Below are 19,005 nucleotides of genomic sequence, written 5' to 3'. Positions count from 1 at the left end.
CGAACGAGTTCTATGTCAGACCCACAATATATTCATCTCCGAGTTCACAGTGACTATTCCATGATTGATGGCCTGTCAAAAGTCCCTTCTTTAGTCAAAAAAGTCGCTGACTTTGGCATGCCAGCCATGGCATTAACAGATTTTACAAATTTATGCGGTTTAGTAAAATTTTATAAAACTGCACAAAATTTTGGTGTGAAGCCAATTATTGGCGCTGATTTTAAAATGCAGTCAGATGTCTTTGGCGATGATCTTTGCCAACTTACAGTACTGGCAGCAAATAATATTGGTTACAAAAACTTAACACTGCTTATTTCGAAAGCATATTTACGTGGACATATCCAACATCAACCTGTCATCGATCAAGTCTGGTTAAAAGAGCTTAAAGATGGCTTAATTATACTGTCTGGGGGTCGCAGAGGTGATTTAGGGAAAGCCCTATTACAGAAAAATGTAACACTGGCGAAGCAATGCGTATCTTTTTACCAAACACACTTCCCTGATGCATATTACATTGAGTTAATGCGAACAGGCCGTCCTAACGAAGAAGTTTATCTTCATTTTGCTCTTAATTTTTCATTAAATAATAATTTGCCTGTTGTTGCGACCAATGAGGTCTGTTTCATTTCTCCAGATCAATTTGATGCTCATGAAATTCGCGTTGCAATTCATGATGGTTATACTCTTATTGATCCTCGTCGCCCGAAAAATTACAGCTCGCAGCAATATCTTCGAACAGAAGAAGAAATGTGTGAACTGTTCCAAGATATCCCAGCAGCGTTAACTAATGCTGTAGAAGTAGCAAAACGCTGTAACGTCACCCTCCGCTTAAACGAATACTTTTTACCAAATTTTCCAACAGAAGGGTTGGAAATTGGCGAATTCCTGGTTAAAAAATCAAAAGAAGGGCTTGAAGACCGCTTAGCCCTTCTTTTCCCAGATCCTGTTGTACGTGCTAGACATCAACCAGAGTATGATTATCGTTTAAAGACTGAACTTGAGATTGTGAACCAAATGGGTTTTCCTGGATACTTTCTCATTGTAATGGAATTCATTCAGTGGTCAAAAGACAATGATATTCCTGTTGGTCCTGGACGTGGCTCAGGTGCTGGTTCGTTAGTGGCCTATGCATTGAAAATTACAGATCTTGATCCGTTAAAATTTGGCCTTCTATTCGAACGTTTCTTGAACTCAGAGCGTGTATCAATGCCTGATTTTGATATCGATTTTTGTATGGATAAACGTGATAAGGTTATTGACCACGTTGCTGAATTGTATGGTCGTGATGCGGTATCCCAAATAATTACGTTTGGCACTATGGCGGCAAAAGCAGTAATCCGAGATGTAGGCCGTGTATTAGGGCATCCTTATGGATTGATTGACCGAATATCTAAACTAGTGCCACCAGACCCGGGTATAACACTAGCCAAAGCACTTAACATAGAACCACAATTAGGTCAGTCCTATAAAACTGATGAAGATGTTCGAGAACTGATTGATATGTGTTGCATCCTTGAAGGATGTACACGTAACGCTGGGAAACATGCTGGTGGTGTCGTGATATCACCGACGACAATTACCGATTTTGCACCACTTTATTGTGACAGTGAAGGTCATTTTCCAGTGACTCAGTTTGATAAAAACGATGTAGAAACTGTGGGATTGGTTAAATTTGATTTCCTGGGATTACGCACGCTAACAATCATTGATTGGGCATTGAAGATGATTAATCCTCGTCTACAGGCGAAAGGAGTAGAACCTATTCGTATTGAAACGATACCTATAGATGATCAGGCATCTTTTAAAATGCTACAAGACTCTGAAACTACCGCAGTATTTCAATTGGAATCTCGTGGTATGAAAGACCTGATCAAGCGTTTGCAACCGGACTGCTTTGAGGACATGATTGCATTGGTAGCGCTATTTCGCCCTGGTCCACTGCAATCAGGAATGGTAGATAACTTTATCGCTCGTAAACGTGGTCGCGAAGTGGTGTCGTATCCAGATGAAAAGTGGCAACACAATTCACTAAAAAAAATTCTTGAACCTACCTATGGCATTATTCTCTACCAAGAACAGGTCATGCAAATAGCACAGGTGCTATCGGGCTACACCCTTGGTGGTGCCGATATGCTTCGGCGCGCAATGAGTAAAAAAAATTTTAAAGAAATGGCCAAACAACGTGCAACCTTTGAAGATGGGGCAGTGAAGAATGGCATTAACAGCGAGTTGGCGATGAAAATTTTCGACTTGGTGGAACATTTTGCGGGCTACGGTTTTAATAAATCACACTCTGCCGCTTATGCTTTGGTATCATATCAAACGCTATGGCTCAAAACACACTACCCAGCAGAATTCATGGCGGCGGTCATGACTGCAGATATGGATAACACAGATAAAATCGTTGGTTTAGTGGAAGAATGCCGTCGAATGAAACTTATTCTGTTGTCACCTGACGTTAACGCTGGTTCATATCACTTCAAAGTTAACAAAAAAAGCGGAATCGTTTACGGTATAGGGGCGATTAAAGGCATAGGTGAAACACCAATAGATAATATCATTAAAACACGTAACAAGGGTGGGTATTTTAAAAATTTATTTGACTTCTGTGCGCGTATTGACACTAAAAAAGTAAACAAAAGTATAATTAAAAAATTAATTCAATCAGGGGCTATGGATAGACTTGGCCCACACCGAGCTGCAATGATTGCATCATTAAATGATGCGATTAAATCAGCAAATCAGCATCATCATGCTGAAGCATTTGGGCAAGTTGATATGTTTGGTATATTGACGAATGCACCTGAAGAAATTGAGCACAAGTATGCAAATATCCCGCCCTGGTCAGACAAAGTATGGCTTGAAGGTGAACGTGAAACTTTAGGTTTATATTTAACTGGGCATCCCATTGATAGTTACGTGAAAGAACTTAAGCATTATACAACATGGCGTTTAGAAGATGCACATGCAACAAAGCGTAATATTGTTTCTACTGTTGCTGGTTTAGTAATTGCTGCGCGAATAATAACAACAAAGCGTAGTACACGCATTGGTATTTTGACACTGGATGATCGATCTGGACGCATAGAAGTGATATTATTCTCAGACATATTAGAAAAATACTTAAATTTTGTCGAAAAAGACCGAATTTTAGTGGTTTCTGGATCGGTCAGCTTTGATGAGTTTAATGGTGGCCTTAAAATATCTGCCCACGAGGTATTAGATCTTGCTCAAGCTCGTAAGAAATACTTGCGTAGCCTTGCAATATCAGTAACTGAAAGGCAAATTGATAACAAATTCTTCGAACGACTCAGTGAGATTCTTAAACCGCATCGCGCAGGAACGATTCCAGTAAACTTGTATTATAAACGCAACAATGCATATGCTAAGTTAGTCTTAGGAACAGAATGGCATGTAGTGCCTGACGATAAACTAATCGAGGATTTAAAAATTTTACTCGGCGAGAAACAAGTTGAGTTGGAATTTGATTAATTCTCTTACTTCGTTAAATGATTAACGTGGCATTTCACTACCAGAACAGGATTATTCCCCCCATGAGTCTTAATTTTCTTGAATTTGAACAGCCTATTGCTGAATTGGAAGCAAAAATTGCAGCTCTACGTGTTGTATCTCGGCGCAGTGACGCTCTAGAAGCTATCAATCTTACTAAAAAAATCGAGCAACTGGAGGCAAAAAGCACTGAATTAACTAAAAAAATTTTTAGTGACTTAGGAGCATGGCAAATTGCTCAACTTGCTCGTCATCCGTGTCGCCCTTATACCTTGGATTATGTGGCTCTTATTTTTACTGAGTTTGATGAACTTGCAGGAGACCGGACGTATGCGGACGACAAAGCAATGGTTGGTGGCATAGCACGTCTTGATGGTCGTACAGTGATGGTCATTGGTCATCAAAAAGGTCGCGGAACCCGTGAAAAAGTAATTCGTAATTTTGGTATGCCAAAGCCTGAAGGTTATCGTAAAGCATTACGTCTCATGAAGATGGCAGAACGTTTTAAAATGCCTATCATTACTTTCATTGATACTGCAGGCGCATACCCTGGTGTTGGTGCTGAAGAACGTGGTCAAGCTGAAGCAATTGCACATAACCTTAAAAAAATGGCAGGTTTAATAGTACCGATCATCTGTAATGTTGTTGGTGAAGGTGGTTCTGGTGGTGCATTGGCTATCGGCGTAGGTGATTACGTTAACATGCTCCAATACTCGACCTATTCAGTTATCTCTCCGGAAGGGTGTGCGTCTATCTTATGGCGTGATTCTAGCAAAGCACCTATAGCAGCCCAAGCAATGGGAATCACAGCTCCTCGTTTGAAAGAACTTAATTTAATTGACAAGATAATTTCAGAGCCAATAGGGGGGGCTCACCGAAATGCTGTTCAAACCGCAGCAAGCATTAAAGGACTATTAGTTGAACAATTGGATGAACTCATTCAATTGGATGAAGATGCATTATGCGAGCGTCGTTATCAGCGTCTTTTGAATTACGGTTATTGTTAATTCATAAGGACTTTATTTGTAAATGAAGGACTAAGTTATCAATCTCACTCTAAACAGCTAGGTTGGTTCAAATATTTAAGCTCTATGAAAAAATCGCTACAAAACAATTAACAGTAAGCAATCTGTTAACGTTGTTTTTAAATATTTTCATGGTTATCTATTTTGGTATTCATCGGGCTAATTATTGCAGTTATCATGATTGTGTATGTTCGTCAGCATTGATCGTGCTTGATTTTTTAATGATTCCTAGTCATACTATGACTCATTGAAATCTTTTCAATCGATAGTTAAGAACATAACCGCATAAAGGTAGTACTTCTTACAAATAAAGACTAGAATACAGTCCTAATTTTTTAAGTTTCCTCCGTGCCCATGAAAAAAATTTTTTCGCCAACTTAAAGATTAGAAAAGGTATCGGAAGCTGAAATTTAAAAAAAGTTGCCATTAATTTTGTCATAATTTTTGCACCATAATCAACTTATTGAATACATGTTCCAATCTACATTAAGATAAAGGTTCCATTTATGGTACTAGTGGCTATTTAGTTTGCGAACAACATGGTAAATAATTGTTTATCAAAAATAATCGCGAACTGATAGCATCATAAACACTATGGAAGAAATGCAAAAAATTTTGAAAATGGTAAATGAAAGGCTCCTCTAAGAGAAGAAATTATATTATTGCTTTTGGGTCATCTATATACACTTAGCTATAAAACACAAATAACAGCACTAATCTTATAGCTAGAATCATTCAGCGTGAATTATCTTTAGATTACAAACCACGATAAAAAGTGAACAGTGATTCTGTATCAAAAAAATTTAATACACTTATACATACATGGTTGAAATCTCCAGATTGTCAAATTATCATCACCCATAGTAATGAGAGGACACTTCAATCTACATTATTGCATTGGGGGGTTACTAGTAAAACGTTTCGTAATTAAGAATAATTATGCTAAATATTCAACTGTTAACAAACATAAATGAGTATAAATTTGACTAGCTTTCCTCTACGATTAGCGACACTAGCTAAACATCCAAATGCGCTCAAGGGTATCGCCCGCGGAATAGAACGAGAAGCCTTACGAATCACGCCAGAAGGAGTGCTTTCTTCTCTTGTTCATCCTAAGGCGTTAGGTTCCGCATTAACGCATCAATGGATTACAACAGACTTTGCAGAATCATTGTTGGAGTTTATTACACCCGTGAGTTATTCGGCGTTGGAAACTTTGACTCAACTGCATGATATTCATCGCTTTACCTATCGTCAGCTCAACGAAGAATTGCTCTGGCCTTTATCTATGCCATGCTATGTCGCGAATGATGATGACATAATGTTAGCGCAATATGGCACGTCGAACGTCGGGCGAATGAAGGCCCTCTATCGTGAAGGCTTGAAGCACCGCTATGGTAGTATAATGCAAATAATTTCCGGTGTACATTTTAATTTTTCATTTCCTCAGAGTTTCTGGAACGCGTTGTTTGGTGTTCAAACAGAAGATACTCGACAAAAATCTATTTCTAATGCGTACTTTAATTTAATTCGCAACTACTATCGCTTTGGTTGGATAATTCCGTATTTATTTGGCTCATCGCCTGCGCTATGTGGCTCATTTTTCAAAAAATCTACAGTTTCATTGAATTTCAAGCAAATTAGTGCTGATATCTATTATTTGCCATACACAACATCACTTCGCCTCAGCGATTTAGGTTATACAAACAGAGCTCAAAATGTACTCAAAATTGGTTTTAATAACCTTGAACAATATCTCGAAGGCGTACGTAATGCAATTCAAACTCCATCGAAAGAATTTGCAAATATTGGCGTAAAAAATGAAGATGGTTATCGTCAGCTAAATACCAATATTCTGCAAATTGAAAACGAATTATACGCGCCTATTCGGCCCAAACGCATAGCAAAAAATAGTGAAAAGCCCTCAGAAGCATTGGCTCGTGGTGGGGTAGAGTACATAGAAGTGCGCTCGTTGGATGTTAATCCATTCAGCCCAACTGGTATTGATGACACTCAAATATACTTCCTCGATTTATTTGTCACGTGGTGTGCACTAGCTGATTCAGAACGCATGACAGATTACGAATTAGGGTGCTGGCACGATAACTGGAACAAAGTAGTAATAGAAGGGCGCAAGCCGGGTCTAACATTGCAAATCGGTTGCAATGGTGAGCGACTTACGCAAGCTGAATGGGGATATAGAGTCTTTGCTGAGTTGGCAGAACTTGCAGTTATTATGGATCAAGCTTATGCTAGTGACCAATACCAAAGAGTTTGTCGTGAATTGGTTACATGGTTTGATGATTCAGACAAAACGTTATCAGCTCGTTTGATGAAAGAGATTCTTGAGCAAGAAAGCATTGGCAAAGTGGGATTAACTATCGCTGCAAATAATGCTAAATTATTTTCAAATGGTAATTATGCAACATTTACTGAAACACAATTTCGTGAGGAAACCTCAGCGAGCCTAGTACGTCAACTAAACATTGAAAAAGCCAATGATCTTAGCTTTGAGCAGTATCTGGCTGAGTACTTTAATGATAGTTTATCACTTTAATGATATATATATTTACGAGTGATGTTTTGAATCAATCAGTTATCATTTAAAGGTCGTATTCACATTTAATGAATATCCAATGGTTTTGTAATGCATTTTTCATGTAATAAAGGAGCCGATTCTGCCTTACAATGCATTGCGTAGATTCCTTTAATCTGAATATTATAATTTTCTAAGGGCTTTGTTTCCTAATTTGAGTCCAGGTAGCAAATCCCTCATAATTAATTATTAGACAATCGTTTTCGTATTAGGCATACCTAATCCTGTTAGTTTATTTAAGGCTTTTATCATAGCGTAGGTTTCACTAATCTGAGCTTTATAATTCCTTAAACTCAATGCTCCTACCAGTAATTTTTGACTCGAACTATTGCTGTCTCTGCTAGGTAGTAACGTTTATGATAACCAGCTTTATTTTCTAAATCAGGGAACTACATTTTTAATCAACATTATAAACAGTTAGGCTCACTGAAATATTCAGGTCTATGAATAATCTTCGCTACAAAACAAGTAACTGACAGCAGTATCATCAATATTTAATCAATTGGGACTCACTAACATTCTGAATTGGTGAAGAAGCTATGCAGCTATAAAATAAAACTAAGCAGGATAATCATGGAAAACTTAAATATTTTAGTGAGCTTAGCTGTTTAAAATAGAGACAGTAATGGTTCGAGTCAAAAATTACTGGGAGGAACATGGAATTTAAGAGATCAAAATTTTCTGGTTAACTAAAACTGCGTCATGATAAAAGTGTTAAATAAGCTGATGAGGCTAAATATCCATCAAACGAAAGCAAGGATCTAATAATTGATCCTATTGACATTTGCTATCTGAATTCGAATTGAAACACAAAGCCGGTTGCACCCTTCATTTTTTAGTGTAAGCATTTTTTCATAAATATGCTTTACTTTCTTAAAAAGAATTATCTAATAATTATTAATATGTACTCGCTTGTTTTTACCATTCAAATGACATAGATGTTGACAGGTCATATTAGTTTTGTGGGATATCTTTGCAATCAGTACTTATCCATCATTTAACTCTGCCAGTTCATTATCATTAGTCTACTTCGCGATGACTTTTAGTGGCTTATCTGTTATCCTCACTTCAATTTACTAGTAAAGTCAAGGCGTAGTATTTATCAACTGAAAATAATTTAAACGTTTGTATCAATATCAGACGCTCAAAAAAGTTAGCTAAACCTAAAAAATAGCATAATAAAATTTTTAATCACCCAATTTTAATGGTTAAAATGCAATTATTAGACATGAAGCCATAATTATGAAAAGCATCGTACAACCAACATTCTTCTTCTTAGATTATGAAACTTTTGGTGTTAGCCCAGCACAAGACAGGCCCTGTCAGTTTGCTGGCGTGAGAACAGACAAGAACTTCAACATCATTGACGAACCACTGGTGATTTACTGCCAACCACCAAATGACTATCTACCCCATCCGGAAGCATGTTTAATCACAGGTATTACCCCCCAAACCGCAGTTAGCTTTGGGTTGTCAGAACCTAAATTCATTGCCAAAATTCACGCACAGCTTTCTATTCCAGGCACTTGTGCTGTTGGTTACAACAATATTAAATTTGACGATGAAGTAACGCGCTATACTTTGTATCGTAATTTTTACGATCCTTATGGTTGGAGTTGGCAGAATGGTAACTCCAGATGGGACTTGCTTGATGTCATGCGCGCTTGCTATGCTCTACGTCCAACAGGTATGGAGTGGTCTACTAATGCAGAAGGAAACGTCAGTTTCAAACTGGAACATCTTTCTGTAGTGAACAACATTGAACACAAGAATGCTCATGATGCAATGGCAGATGTTATCGCTACCATTGAGCTGGCAAAAAAATTAAAAGATGCGCAACCTTGCTTGTTTAATTATCTGTTTACTTACCGCAATAAAAATAAACTAATATCATTAATTGACGTGGAATCCCTGAAACCACTGGTCCACGTCTCTGGAATGTTTGGAACCGATCGCAGCAACATAAGTTGGATTGTACCCATAGCATGGCATCCCAAGAATAAAAATACAATTATTGCAATCGATCTTGCTCATGATCCACAACCATTATTTGATCTTAATGTTGAAGCCCTGCTAGAACGCTTATATACTCGCCACTCAGATCTCAGACCTGATGAATTACCAGTCCCAATCAAACTGATTCACCTCAATCAGTGCCCGGTTCTTGCTGAAGCAAAGACACTAAGGCCAGAAGACGAAGAAAGACTAGGCATTAATCGCCAACTATGTTGGAATAACTTAAAAAAAATTCAAACAAGACTAAACGTGCGTGAAAAACTCACTGCTCTTTATGCAGACAAGTCCAAGTATGAGAGCTCCCAAGATGTCGATTCTGCTCTGTATGAAGGATTTTTCTCTCCTTCTGATCGTTCGATAATGGATATTATTCGTCTGACTACACCAGAAAACCTATCAAATTTAGATATTCAAACTACGGATAATCGTATAAAATCTCTTTTATTTCGTTACCGTGCCCGTAACTTCCCGAACACGTTGACGGATGCTGAACAAAAGCAGTGGCATATTTATCGAAGAAATTATTTTAAAACTAGCATGCCAAACTACATGATAAATCTAGAAAAGCTAGCAATAAAATATCAAAATAATGAAAAAAAATTAACTATTTTAAAATCGATATATCTCTACGTAAAGTTGCTTATTTCTTAATATCATTAACTAAATTATTATTTATACTAAACTTTGTTGCCTAAATCAAGAAATCCAATTATTAATCTACATTCTAAACAGAATAGTTCACTAAAATATTAAAGTTTATGGGCAAGCTTCGTTACAAAGCAGAAAAGTAATCGCGAGAGTTCTCGTCTATCTAGAAACTTAGTTATTATGATGACTCATCATCAAGCAAGTATTTTTAATACCATTGAAAAAGTTCACAAAAATTTATTAATTTTGTTTGTTAAACAGGTTCAACTACCGCTGTCATACCCACATTATTCATGCCTTAACAAGCAAGTCAAACCAATTGACGTCACGTTCAAGACGACAACTCAAAGAACCATCCCGCACTTAGCCATTGATTCTACGGGGATGACAGTCTACGGTAAAGATGAATGGTAAGTTCAAAAGCATAGCCCACGGTACACATCGAATTTAGCACAAATTACATGTAAAAGTAGACATACATACGCATTAAATCATTGATTATTACTGAGTTACATTCATTGAAAGTGACTGACAGTGAAGTTCTACCTAACTTATTCAAGCATACCAGTCGCAGAATCAATGAAATATTAGGTGATGGTGCTTACAACACCAGACAATGTTACGAAACTGTTCGTATTAAACAAGGGTTCCACTCATCCCACCCAAAAAAGGAATAAATTTTTGAAAAATGCGCTTATCCGCATAATTTAATAGTCCATTACCAGCAGTCATACGATTCAAATAAGTCTTGGAAAAAAAGATATGGCTACCATCAACGTTCCCAATTAGAGACGGCAATGTTGCGGGTCAAAAATTCACTTAAAAAAACATAATACCTATGGAATTACAATGCCCAGATTGGTGAAACCTATGAGTAATAAAAGCATTAAATAAGCTGACCGGGCCAGATATACCTAAAACGAAGGAGATCGTCTAATGGCGAATAATATTAAGATTTACTACCTAAACTCGAATTAGGAAACTAAGCTTTGTGATGAATATATACCGTATGATTGAGAAACAGATTAATGTACGAGAAGAAAACCAAGACGTTTAGAAAGCTGTCTAAATCGGCGCTTTGCTTAATGGGACTGTCACTTGTGACGGTTGGAGTTTCAATCAACCTAAATAATGATGTTATACGCATAATTCCTTTGAATGCTTCCAACTCATTATTACCATCGTTTACTGCAAATGAATTATTTGTTGCCAGGTCTCCTGTACTGGAAGTCTTTGAGATGCCAGATTATGAATACACTATTCAATCGGGAGATAATTTGAGCCAAATATTTACAAAACTCAACATACCTTATAAAAATTTGTTGAGTTTAATGGAAACAGATCTGAATCACCTACGGATTGATACCCTACAGCCAGGAGATATCCTACGTTTTTGGATCCATGACACGGCAAAGAATTTGAACAAGTTAGAGCTTGAATTCAACATAGCCTCAAAGGTAATATACCAGCGTTTAGATGATGGCACGTATAAATTTAGTGATGTTGATATACTGGGATCTTGGGTGCAAACAGTATCAGTCGGTAATATTGAAGGCAGTTTTTCTATCTCAGCACACAAAGCAGGCCTTAGTTATAATGATATTAATACGATCACAAACTTACTTAAAGATAAGATCGATTTTTCTCAAGACTTACGTGCTGGTGATCGATTTGAAATAGTTCGTGCTGAACAAACTGTAAACGGTGAGTTTAGTGGGCAAAGTGAAATTCAATCTATACGCATAGAACAGCGTGGCACTCCAATTACGGCGTACTTGCACACAGATGGTAATTATTACGACAACCGTGGTAATAGCTTGCAGCGAGCGTTTCAACGTTATCCTACGTTAAGCAAAAAACGTATCAGTTCTGAATTTAACCCAATGCGTAAGCATCCAGTAACCGGACGAGTGTCACCACACAATGGCATTGACTTTGCTGTACCAATAGGTACTCCTGTGGTCTCGACAGGAGACGGTGTTATCATAATCGTACAAAATCATCCTTATGCAGGTAAATACATTGTAGTGGATCATGGAAACCAATTCCGTACGCGTTATTTGCACAACAGTAAAATTTTAGTAAAAAAAGGCCAGCATGTCACGCGTGGGCAACCTATTGCACTGTCAGGCAATAGCGGTCGTGTCACTGGTCCACACATTCACTATGAACTGTTGATTCGGGGTCGAGCTGTAAACCCAATGACGGCGAACATTCCAATGTCAATATCGGTTCCACGCAATGAAATAATGACCTTTGAAAAATCAGTTGCCGCTTATGATCAGAAGATGTTTGTAAAGCGTTAGGTCACTGAGGTTCAAAAAAGAGTCAGACCTAGCTCAGTCAGCTTATTTAGGTTTAGGGCTTTTATCATGGCGTAGGTTTTGTCAATCGAGGCATAGCAATTCCTTAGGCTGAATATTCCTTCGAGTAATTTTTTGACTAGGAACATCGCCGTTCCTGATAGAGAACATTTATAGTAATCATACTTTTTTTGACAATGCTACTTTGAATTGTATAATTTTTGGTAACTGACCGACTGAACTTCCTAAAGAAAGCAGCCAGATTATCAATCTATTATCTAAACAGCTAGGTTCATTTAAATATTCAAGTCTATAAACAACTTTTACACAAAGTAACCAACTGACAGCAATACCCTCAAACTTTAATTAATCGTGGCCCACTAGTATTTTGGAGTGATGCAGAAGCCATTCAGCTATAGAATTAAACTAAGTAGGATAATCGAGGGGGGGGGGAGACATCGTTTATTCAACAACTTATCCGTGACGGCGATTTTCATAGTAAACGAATGTTTTCAATGCCATTAATAAGTTTGCAAGGATTCATTAATTTTGTTTTCAAACTTACTCGATTTTCATTGCTATGCTCTCACTATCTATGTATTAGCAAGCAAACCAAAACAGTTAATGTTTAACGGAAGACGCAGATTACAGAAATCATCCAACATTTAACCATTTATTCGACAGGTTAACAATCTACAGTGAAGACAAGTGGCAAGTAAAAAACATGGCTTTGATGAAAAATTGCGAGTCTAGCAGAAGTTATATTTAGTACTATCACATAAATACACATAAAATTATTGCTGCTAAATTAAGTTCATCAAAGGTGACTGACGGTAATGTTTCGAATCAAAAAATTACTCAGAAAAGCATTGAGCCTAAGAGATCATAAGACCTAGATCAGAAGAATCTACGTAATAATAAAAGCTTTAAACAAACTGATGGGGTTAAGCATGCTTAATACGAAAGCGATTATCTCAGAGTCAGTCATGTTGAAATTTATCACCTGAATTTAAATTAAAAAACAAGGCCCCACAGCTAAATATTTAAATAGCCTAGCGGTTGAAAACATAACTTAATATTTAGTTCCATGATTTAAAAAATAAAGTTCATTTGAAGCGACATTCTCCCTGGAATGCAATATCATGTAATTTTCGTCATAATGAATGGATAAAATCTTGCTATGATTTGGTTCAAAAATATTTTTATCTACCGCCTTTTGCACAAAACCGACCTAGACTCAAACAATATTGAGGAGAAGTTGTCTAAGTTCAGCTTTACGCCTTGTGGTAGCCAAGACATGCAAAAGTTTGGTTGGACTACTGCATTAGGTAAATATGGCAATATGATGACTCATGTCAGTGATGGTAATATTTTAATATGTGCACGCAAAGAAGAGAAAATACTACCAGCCTCTGTCATTAAAGATTCGCTAAACGCACGTATCGATACCATGGAAATAGAGCAAGGCCGTCCACTGTGGAAAAAAGAAAAAGACAGCCTTAAAGACGATATTATTTTTGATCTCTTACCACATGCTTTCAGTCGTTTCAGCCAAATTTATGCACTGATCATGCTAAAAATAGGTTTGCTGATTGTTGATGCGAGCAGTGTGAAAAAAACAGAAGATGTGTTAACATTATTACGTAAATCATTGGGTAGTCTTCCGGTTGTGCCCGTGATAACCAATAAGCTAGGAGCACTCGCGATGACTGAATGGGTGCACTCAAATACTGCTCCACAAGGTTTTACTATTGGTGACGAAGTGGAACTTAAAGCGATTTTGGAACAAGGAGGCGTGATCCGTTGTAAGCAACAAGATCTGTCTAGTGACGAAATCCTTGCGCACATTGAAGCAGATAAACTAGTCACTAAGCTAGCATTGAACTGGCAAGATCGTATAGACTTTATACTTTGCGAAGACATGTCTATCAAACGTATTAAGTTCTCTACAGAAATACGCGATCAAAATGTAGATATCGATCGTGCAAATATTGTTCAACACATAGATGCTAATTTATCACTTATGTATGGAGAGTTGGGTACATTTTTGCAAAACCTATATGAAGAACTCGAAGGCATTAATACAGGCAGTAATTGACGTTTTTCCTTACACATATCTTCAGATACAAAAAACAAGATGAATCAGGTATGTCTAATGCGAAAGCTATCATCGTATAGTTAATTATGTTAGGACTTATTATCTGAAAACTAGATTTAGGAAATAAAGCCATGTTATTCTTATATTAATTTTAATAATCGATTTGCCAACAGGTCTTAACGTGTTTCTATTTCAACTAAAGAAGTCTAGCGTCAAGCTGACTAGGCTTAATGAGAAAGTGCTCATGCAAATATAATACTAGACTAATATTTATACCCAAGCGTCCTAAAAATGATTGAACATAGTCACTTAATATTGAATTGATAAAGTAAATCAACTGCACTACTTGCACCTGACATCACTTCAACATATAAATTTTTTAATAATTGATAACGCACTGTAAACTCGGGTGAGTGGGTAAAAATAACCATCCCATACTTTACACGTAATTTAGGCAAAATATACCCTGACACCTCGACTTTTTCGGCCTTACCAATACCCGAAATATCGAACATTAAATCTTGCACACCAAAAACGTCACCAAGTTGACTCACAAGCGGGCCACTTTCTAATAGACTAAGATTCATAAGCATTGATACTATCGCTTGACGATCAGATGCACTATCCAACGCTATTCCGCGCACTAAATAAGAAACTGCATTTGCTAACGGCATTGCAGGATCAGAGAACACCCAAATCTCAGGCTTATTAGCAGGGCCATGCACACGAATACCAGCCTCTATCCTGTCAATAATGTTATCTGGGTTTCGAATAGCCTCAATCTGTAAATAAGGTTGCAATGGCGGCCCATTAAATAAAATTTGTCCTTTTTTGATCAAGAGATCTTGGCCAAATGAACGATATGTTCCCTCTTTCAGATTAATCTTACCATTAATAACCGGCCCTTTCTTATTACTCACCATACTAAGCTGACCTTCAAGCATCGTTTTTAAGCCAAAAGCTTCTAGTCTGACATCATTGCTAATATTGACATCAATTTCAGCGTGAATCGTCATGGGTGAACGTTTTCTCTTATTGATAGATTTCAACTCGTCATCCAAGATCACAATGTCGCTCGATATTTGAACAGCAATTTCTGGCAGTTCCTTAACAACAATCCTACCCCAGGGGACATTAATTGTTCCCATTATATCAATCTGCTTTGGGTTAGCAGTAAGCGTTAGATCAGGGTTCACTTCCAATGCCACCATTGGGGATGCGACAACTTTAAGTCGCTCACTTGTGATCTTCAGCGAAGCCAACCATTCATTAAACTTGGTCCAGTCCGCCTGACCAGTCAAAGTTACAGTACCATCTGGTGTTTTAATTTCACCATTAAGTTGGCCTTTGTAACCTGCTAAATACAATGAAATCTGACCTTTATGCACTTTGACTGGCATGGTATAACTTTGCAGTTTTAACCCGGTAAAATTAATGCTACCGTTTGCTGTAGGTGCATTCAACGCACCATTCAATACCACGTTACCGTTAAGTTGACCACCCAATCTAGTACCTTCTCCTAGAAGCGGTGCCAGAACATCGAGATTTAATGCGTTAAGAAAAAAAGTGCTTTTTAATGTATGTTTTTTATTTGATAAATTATTCATTTCAATGTTAAGCGACAAAGAACCATTGTTAATTATATCTAGCATAAAATCAACGCTCAGTTTTTCATCTACCAACACAGCGTTTAGTTGAATTTTGTTCCAGCCTATCGTCAATGGTTCATCAAGCAACTCTGTAACTTGACCTTTGAGCATCGATACGCTTACATTTGCCGTTGGCAGCGTATTAGGTTTCCAACTGACATTCGCATGCGCATCCATTTCACCTTGAATCGTGGTAGTTATAGGTAAATAGAATTGAAGACTATCAAGGTTAAAATTAACAACAGTGAATTCAACCTCGCCTTTTTCAGATATGTTTGCGGGTTTATCTAAACAAATATAGCTTTTATGTTGTGTCCAACAAAACGTTTCAATATCAACAACACGTGAATCAAAGTCGACGAAAATAGACACATCATTTTGCAATACCCATGGACCAACTGGCGTGGTAATTTTTGAATCATACAAGGTACCTTTCCACCCCTTCTTTCGATCTAAACTTCCTCGTATAGCAACATTAGCACTTACTGGCTGGCCATTAACGTTAAGCGAGACAGAATGATGATATTCATTGCCAGAGATCTTAAGCAACAACGTAGATACATCAATACCTTTCGCTTTTACTCCTTCTACATCAATAATAAAACTACCACTAATTATTGGTAATAGAGACACCGAGCCCCTAATCTTAGCACTACTCACGGACACAAGCTCATCCCAATGCAGGGCTAAGGCTCTAAGATTCAGTGATGCAGTTGGTGCCTTCAAAGTACCTGCTAAAATAACATTACCTTTAATGCTTCCGGCTGCTTGTGGGACCGCTACAGCCAGAGACGATAAATCCAATGTCAAATCCAGCTTAAGTTCCTTATCAGTACGCCCAGCCACCACAATCATATTCGGTCCATGCCGAAGCCACAGACCTGTCGTTTTCAACGTAACGTTTCCTTCACCTTGAATATCAGACACATCAACTTGACCGACAAGCGTTAATTCTTGATCGTATAGCTTACCTTGAATATCCACTGCATCCACATCAACTTGCCATCCACCTTGCGATGTTAATTGGCCCGAATGCTTCAATTTACCTGAAAACTGACCTGCTGCAACTGGCCATTTCATACCCGGTTGAATATGATTAAAGTTCAAGGATGTTTGCCATTTCACCTCATTAATCCAACTTATATTAGCACTACCAGCAATGTAACCATCCAGAGTGTCAAGTTTGATATTGGTTAAAGAAACTTTCGATAAGTTACCAAACAAATCCATACTAAGTTTTATATTAGGAATCATCTCACCCATTACACTGGTGTTCAATGTAGCATGATAATCAGCCAAACTACCATTAACACACAATGCCGTAGATATTAAGCGGTATTCCGCAGATGCATTAATTGGCCACTGGAGACTCTTGCTGGTTAACATCAAAGAAAACGGCATATCTGGATCCAATACATTCATATGACCCGATAAAGTCGCAAATAACGTACCTTTCAATTTTGCAACTACATCTAATTTTTTCAGGTCGCCTTTCGCATCAAACTTGAGCGTGTGACTACCCAACGGCGCCATGCTAATACTAGCATCGCCTTCTAATATCAGGGGGTATTCCCCTTTCAGTGAAATATCTCCTTTCAGGGTGACCTTTCCTTGCTCCGCATCAAGAACAACTTGCTCTAAAGATACATCATTACCAAATCCATGGCCTTGCAACAAAAACTGATGGATAGTCTGCTTTTCAGGCAAGAAAAAATCAGCTTCAATAACCTCAAAATGCTCAATAACTAAGTTAAATGGTATATTCACATCTGGTAAAGTGAATGCTTCCTGCGAGCTTTCTTTGTTCAATGTAGTGACATATGTTTCCTTGTCTTCGCTATCTACTTCCGAAGGTGCCAGCTCAACGTTAATGCCTTTCCATTCCGTGTGTTTCAGTGTCAATGTGCTCTGCTGCATCTGGGCTGCTGTAATCAATGAATCCCAATATACTTTAGTACCAAGAATATTAAAGGTTATATTATTCAGTACTATGTTACTTAAAAATAACGGAACCGGCGTAGAGATCTCAGTAATAGGAGCAAGATCGAATGGCGTATCTTCTTCTGGTGACGACTCAATTTCACTTACCGTCACTACCATATCTTCCGCAATAAATCCATCGATGCACAAAACTAGCGTCAACAAACACTTCGCATTGATGTCCAATGACAACGATTTACTCGTGAGAGACAAAGATGGGGATTGGTAGGACACTCCTGTTAAAGTGAAACCATTAAGAACCGAGCCTTCTTGGTCATCTATGCTCAATGCTGGTAAAATTTCTTGGAATCCCAACACAGCAAACTTCACGCCGCCTGGCATGATAAAAAATGCACCGATTGCGACGGAAACTATCATTAGTAATCCAATGATGGCGATAAAAAAATTTTTTATCCAACGCATGATAGTTTGGTCCCTAAACTAAAGCGCAATTAAAAGTCATTTTTTATGTTTTCAAATCCATGAACGACATTCAGTCCTACCATACCGATAGATCTTTCAATACACTGCTTCTTGTCCATGCAACACCAGTATCCGTAAACAGAACGACACACACACACCCAATAGCTGCATTCTAAGCAACCCATCATCATGTGATGATTCCCTAAGAAGTTTACCTGTACCATCTTTTCACTAAATTGATTCGTAGCTATAACAGCAAATGTTCATTAATTTTATTTTTAAACTTGCTCCACTGTTATTATCATGTCCTCACTATATCATGCATTAGCAAGCGAGCCAAAATGGTGAGTGTCACATTAAAGACGAAAAATAAGGGAATCATACAGCACTTAGCCGTTGATTTTACGGGGCTCAAAATTTACAGTGAGAACTAATGGAAAGTAAAAAAGCATGGTACTGACGCAAAATTGCGAACTTGGTGCGAGTTACATTTAGCGGTAAATCTCAATACGCATAAAATGATTGGTGCAGAGTAAATTTCATGGCATGTGACTGACGGTGAAGTGCTACCTAACTTGCTCAAACAGACTTACCGAAAAATCAATGAAACATCAGGCGACGGAGTTTACGACACCAAGCAATGTTACAAAACTGTTCATATTAAACAAGCAGTCTCAATAATCCCGCCCAAAAAAACAATTTTTAGAAAGTGAAGTCACCTGTATAATCTAGCCACCAGTCACCAGAAGTCATACAG

11 protein-coding genes and 3 pseudogenes are annotated in these 19,005 nt (G+C 37.7%); 11 read left to right on the top strand and 3 right to left on the bottom strand.

From position 1 onward, the window contains the following. Positions 1 to 12: 12 nt before the first annotated feature. The 3 genes from dnaE (at position 13) to gshA (ending at position 7,092) form a co-directional block, all read left to right on the top strand. Entirely contained in the window at positions 13 to 3,492 is a 3,480-nt protein-coding gene (gene dnaE, locus BTN50_RS06420) for a DNA polymerase III subunit alpha (protein WP_096619457.1), read from the top strand. 62 nt (positions 3,493 to 3,554) lie between these two features. Next, positions 3,555 to 4,517, top strand: a complete 963-nt coding sequence (gene accA / locus BTN50_RS06415) for an acetyl-CoA carboxylase carboxyl transferase subunit alpha (RefSeq protein ID WP_096619456.1) — start codon at positions 3,555 to 3,557, stop codon at positions 4,515 to 4,517. Positions 4,518 to 5,505: 988 nt separating this feature from the next. Further along, complete coding sequence (gshA, locus tag BTN50_RS06410) at positions 5,506 to 7,092, top strand: glutamate--cysteine ligase (protein WP_096619455.1); 1,587 nt, start codon at positions 5,506 to 5,508, stop codon at positions 7,090 to 7,092. A gap of 228 nt (positions 7,093 to 7,320) precedes the next feature. On the opposite strand, the pseudogene BTN50_RS09515 reads toward gshA, so the two are convergent. Continuing rightward, positions 7,321 to 7,508 (bottom strand): annotated as a pseudogene (locus BTN50_RS09515) (IS5/IS1182 family transposase); the annotation flags it as partial. An 865-nt stretch (positions 7,509 to 8,373) separates the two neighbouring features. Between BTN50_RS09515 and sbcB the strand changes: the two are divergent. The 4 genes and pseudogenes from sbcB (at position 8,374) to BTN50_RS06395 (ending at position 12,101) form a co-directional block, all read left to right on the top strand. Further along, positions 8,374 to 9,798, top strand: coding sequence for an exodeoxyribonuclease I (gene sbcB, locus BTN50_RS06405; protein WP_096619454.1), 1,425 nt, complete (start codon positions 8,374 to 8,376; stop codon positions 9,796 to 9,798). 138 nt (positions 9,799 to 9,936) lie between these two features. Then, a pseudogene (locus BTN50_RS06400) lies at positions 9,937 to 10,209 on the top strand (transposase); the annotation flags it as partial. An 80-nt stretch (positions 10,210 to 10,289) separates the two neighbouring features. Further along, the gene (locus BTN50_RS09780; RefSeq protein WP_150137080.1) at positions 10,290 to 10,472 is read left to right on the top strand and encodes a hypothetical protein; all 183 of its coding nucleotides are present in this window, start codon (positions 10,290 to 10,292) and stop codon (positions 10,470 to 10,472) included. Positions 10,473 to 10,823: 351 nt separating this feature from the next. Then, positions 10,824 to 12,101: a peptidoglycan DD-metalloendopeptidase family protein gene (locus BTN50_RS06395; RefSeq protein ID WP_096619452.1), complete on the top strand. Its 1,278-nt coding sequence runs from the start codon at positions 10,824 to 10,826 to the stop codon at positions 12,099 to 12,101. Positions 12,102 to 12,112: 11 nt separating this feature from the next. Here the strand turns inward: BTN50_RS06395 and BTN50_RS11345 are convergent. Next, positions 12,113 to 12,322: pseudogene (locus tag BTN50_RS11345) on the bottom strand (IS5/IS1182 family transposase); the annotation flags it as partial. Positions 12,323 to 12,604: 282 nt separating this feature from the next. Here BTN50_RS11345 and BTN50_RS12375 point away from each other — a divergent pair. Then, entirely contained in the window at positions 12,605 to 12,730 is a 126-nt protein-coding gene (locus BTN50_RS12375; protein WP_096619451.1) for a transposase, read from the top strand. A 551-nt stretch (positions 12,731 to 13,281) separates the two neighbouring features. Next, positions 13,282 to 14,196 (top strand): recombination-associated protein RdgC, encoded by a 915-nt coding sequence (rdgC, locus tag BTN50_RS06385; protein WP_190319740.1) that lies wholly within the window; start codon positions 13,282 to 13,284, stop codon positions 14,194 to 14,196. A gap of 305 nt (positions 14,197 to 14,501) precedes the next feature. Here the strand turns inward: rdgC and tamB are convergent, their stop codons facing one another. Next, entirely contained in the window at positions 14,502 to 18,248 is a 3,747-nt protein-coding gene (gene tamB, locus BTN50_RS06380) for an autotransporter assembly complex protein TamB (RefSeq protein ID WP_201260734.1), read from the bottom strand. Between the two features lie 236 nt (positions 18,249 to 18,484). On the opposite strand from tamB, the gene BTN50_RS12370 reads away from it, so the two are divergent. Together BTN50_RS12370 and BTN50_RS10165 are read left to right on the top strand one after the other, a co-directional pair. After that, positions 18,485 to 18,682, top strand: coding sequence for a transposase (locus BTN50_RS12370; protein ID WP_161492970.1), 198 nt, complete (start codon positions 18,485 to 18,487; stop codon positions 18,680 to 18,682). A gap of 114 nt (positions 18,683 to 18,796) precedes the next feature. Beyond that, positions 18,797 to 18,961, top strand: a complete 165-nt coding sequence (locus BTN50_RS10165) for a hypothetical protein (RefSeq protein ID WP_161492969.1) — start codon at positions 18,797 to 18,799, stop codon at positions 18,959 to 18,961. Positions 18,962 to 19,005 lie beyond the last annotated feature (44 nt).

The organism is Candidatus Enterovibrio altilux (genome assembly GCF_002381345.1).
GTDB lineage: Bacteria > Pseudomonadota > Gammaproteobacteria > Enterobacterales > Vibrionaceae > Enterovibrio > Enterovibrio altilux.
The sequence above is the reverse complement of the archived record's forward strand: the minus strand, read 5'-3'. Positions and strand labels throughout refer to the sequence as shown.

Coding starts and splice junctions, on each gene's coding strand:
- BTN50_RS12375 (WP_096619451.1), top strand. CDS start 12,605: ATGTTTTCAATGCCATTAATAAGTTTGCAAGGATTCATTAATTTTGTT.
- BTN50_RS06395 (WP_096619452.1), top strand. CDS start 10,824: ATGTACGAGAAGAAAACCAAGACGTTTAGAAAGCTGTCTAAATCGGCG.
- tamB (WP_201260734.1), bottom strand. CDS start 18,248: ATGCGTTGGATAAAAAATTTTTTTATCGCCATCATTGGATTACTAATG.
- gshA (WP_096619455.1), top strand. CDS start 5,506: ATGAGTATAAATTTGACTAGCTTTCCTCTACGATTAGCGACACTAGCT.
- accA (WP_096619456.1), top strand. CDS start 3,555: ATGAGTCTTAATTTTCTTGAATTTGAACAGCCTATTGCTGAATTGGAA.
- dnaE (WP_096619457.1), top strand. CDS start 13: ATGTCAGACCCACAATATATTCATCTCCGAGTTCACAGTGACTATTCC.
- sbcB (WP_096619454.1), top strand. CDS start 8,374: ATGAAAAGCATCGTACAACCAACATTCTTCTTCTTAGATTATGAAACT.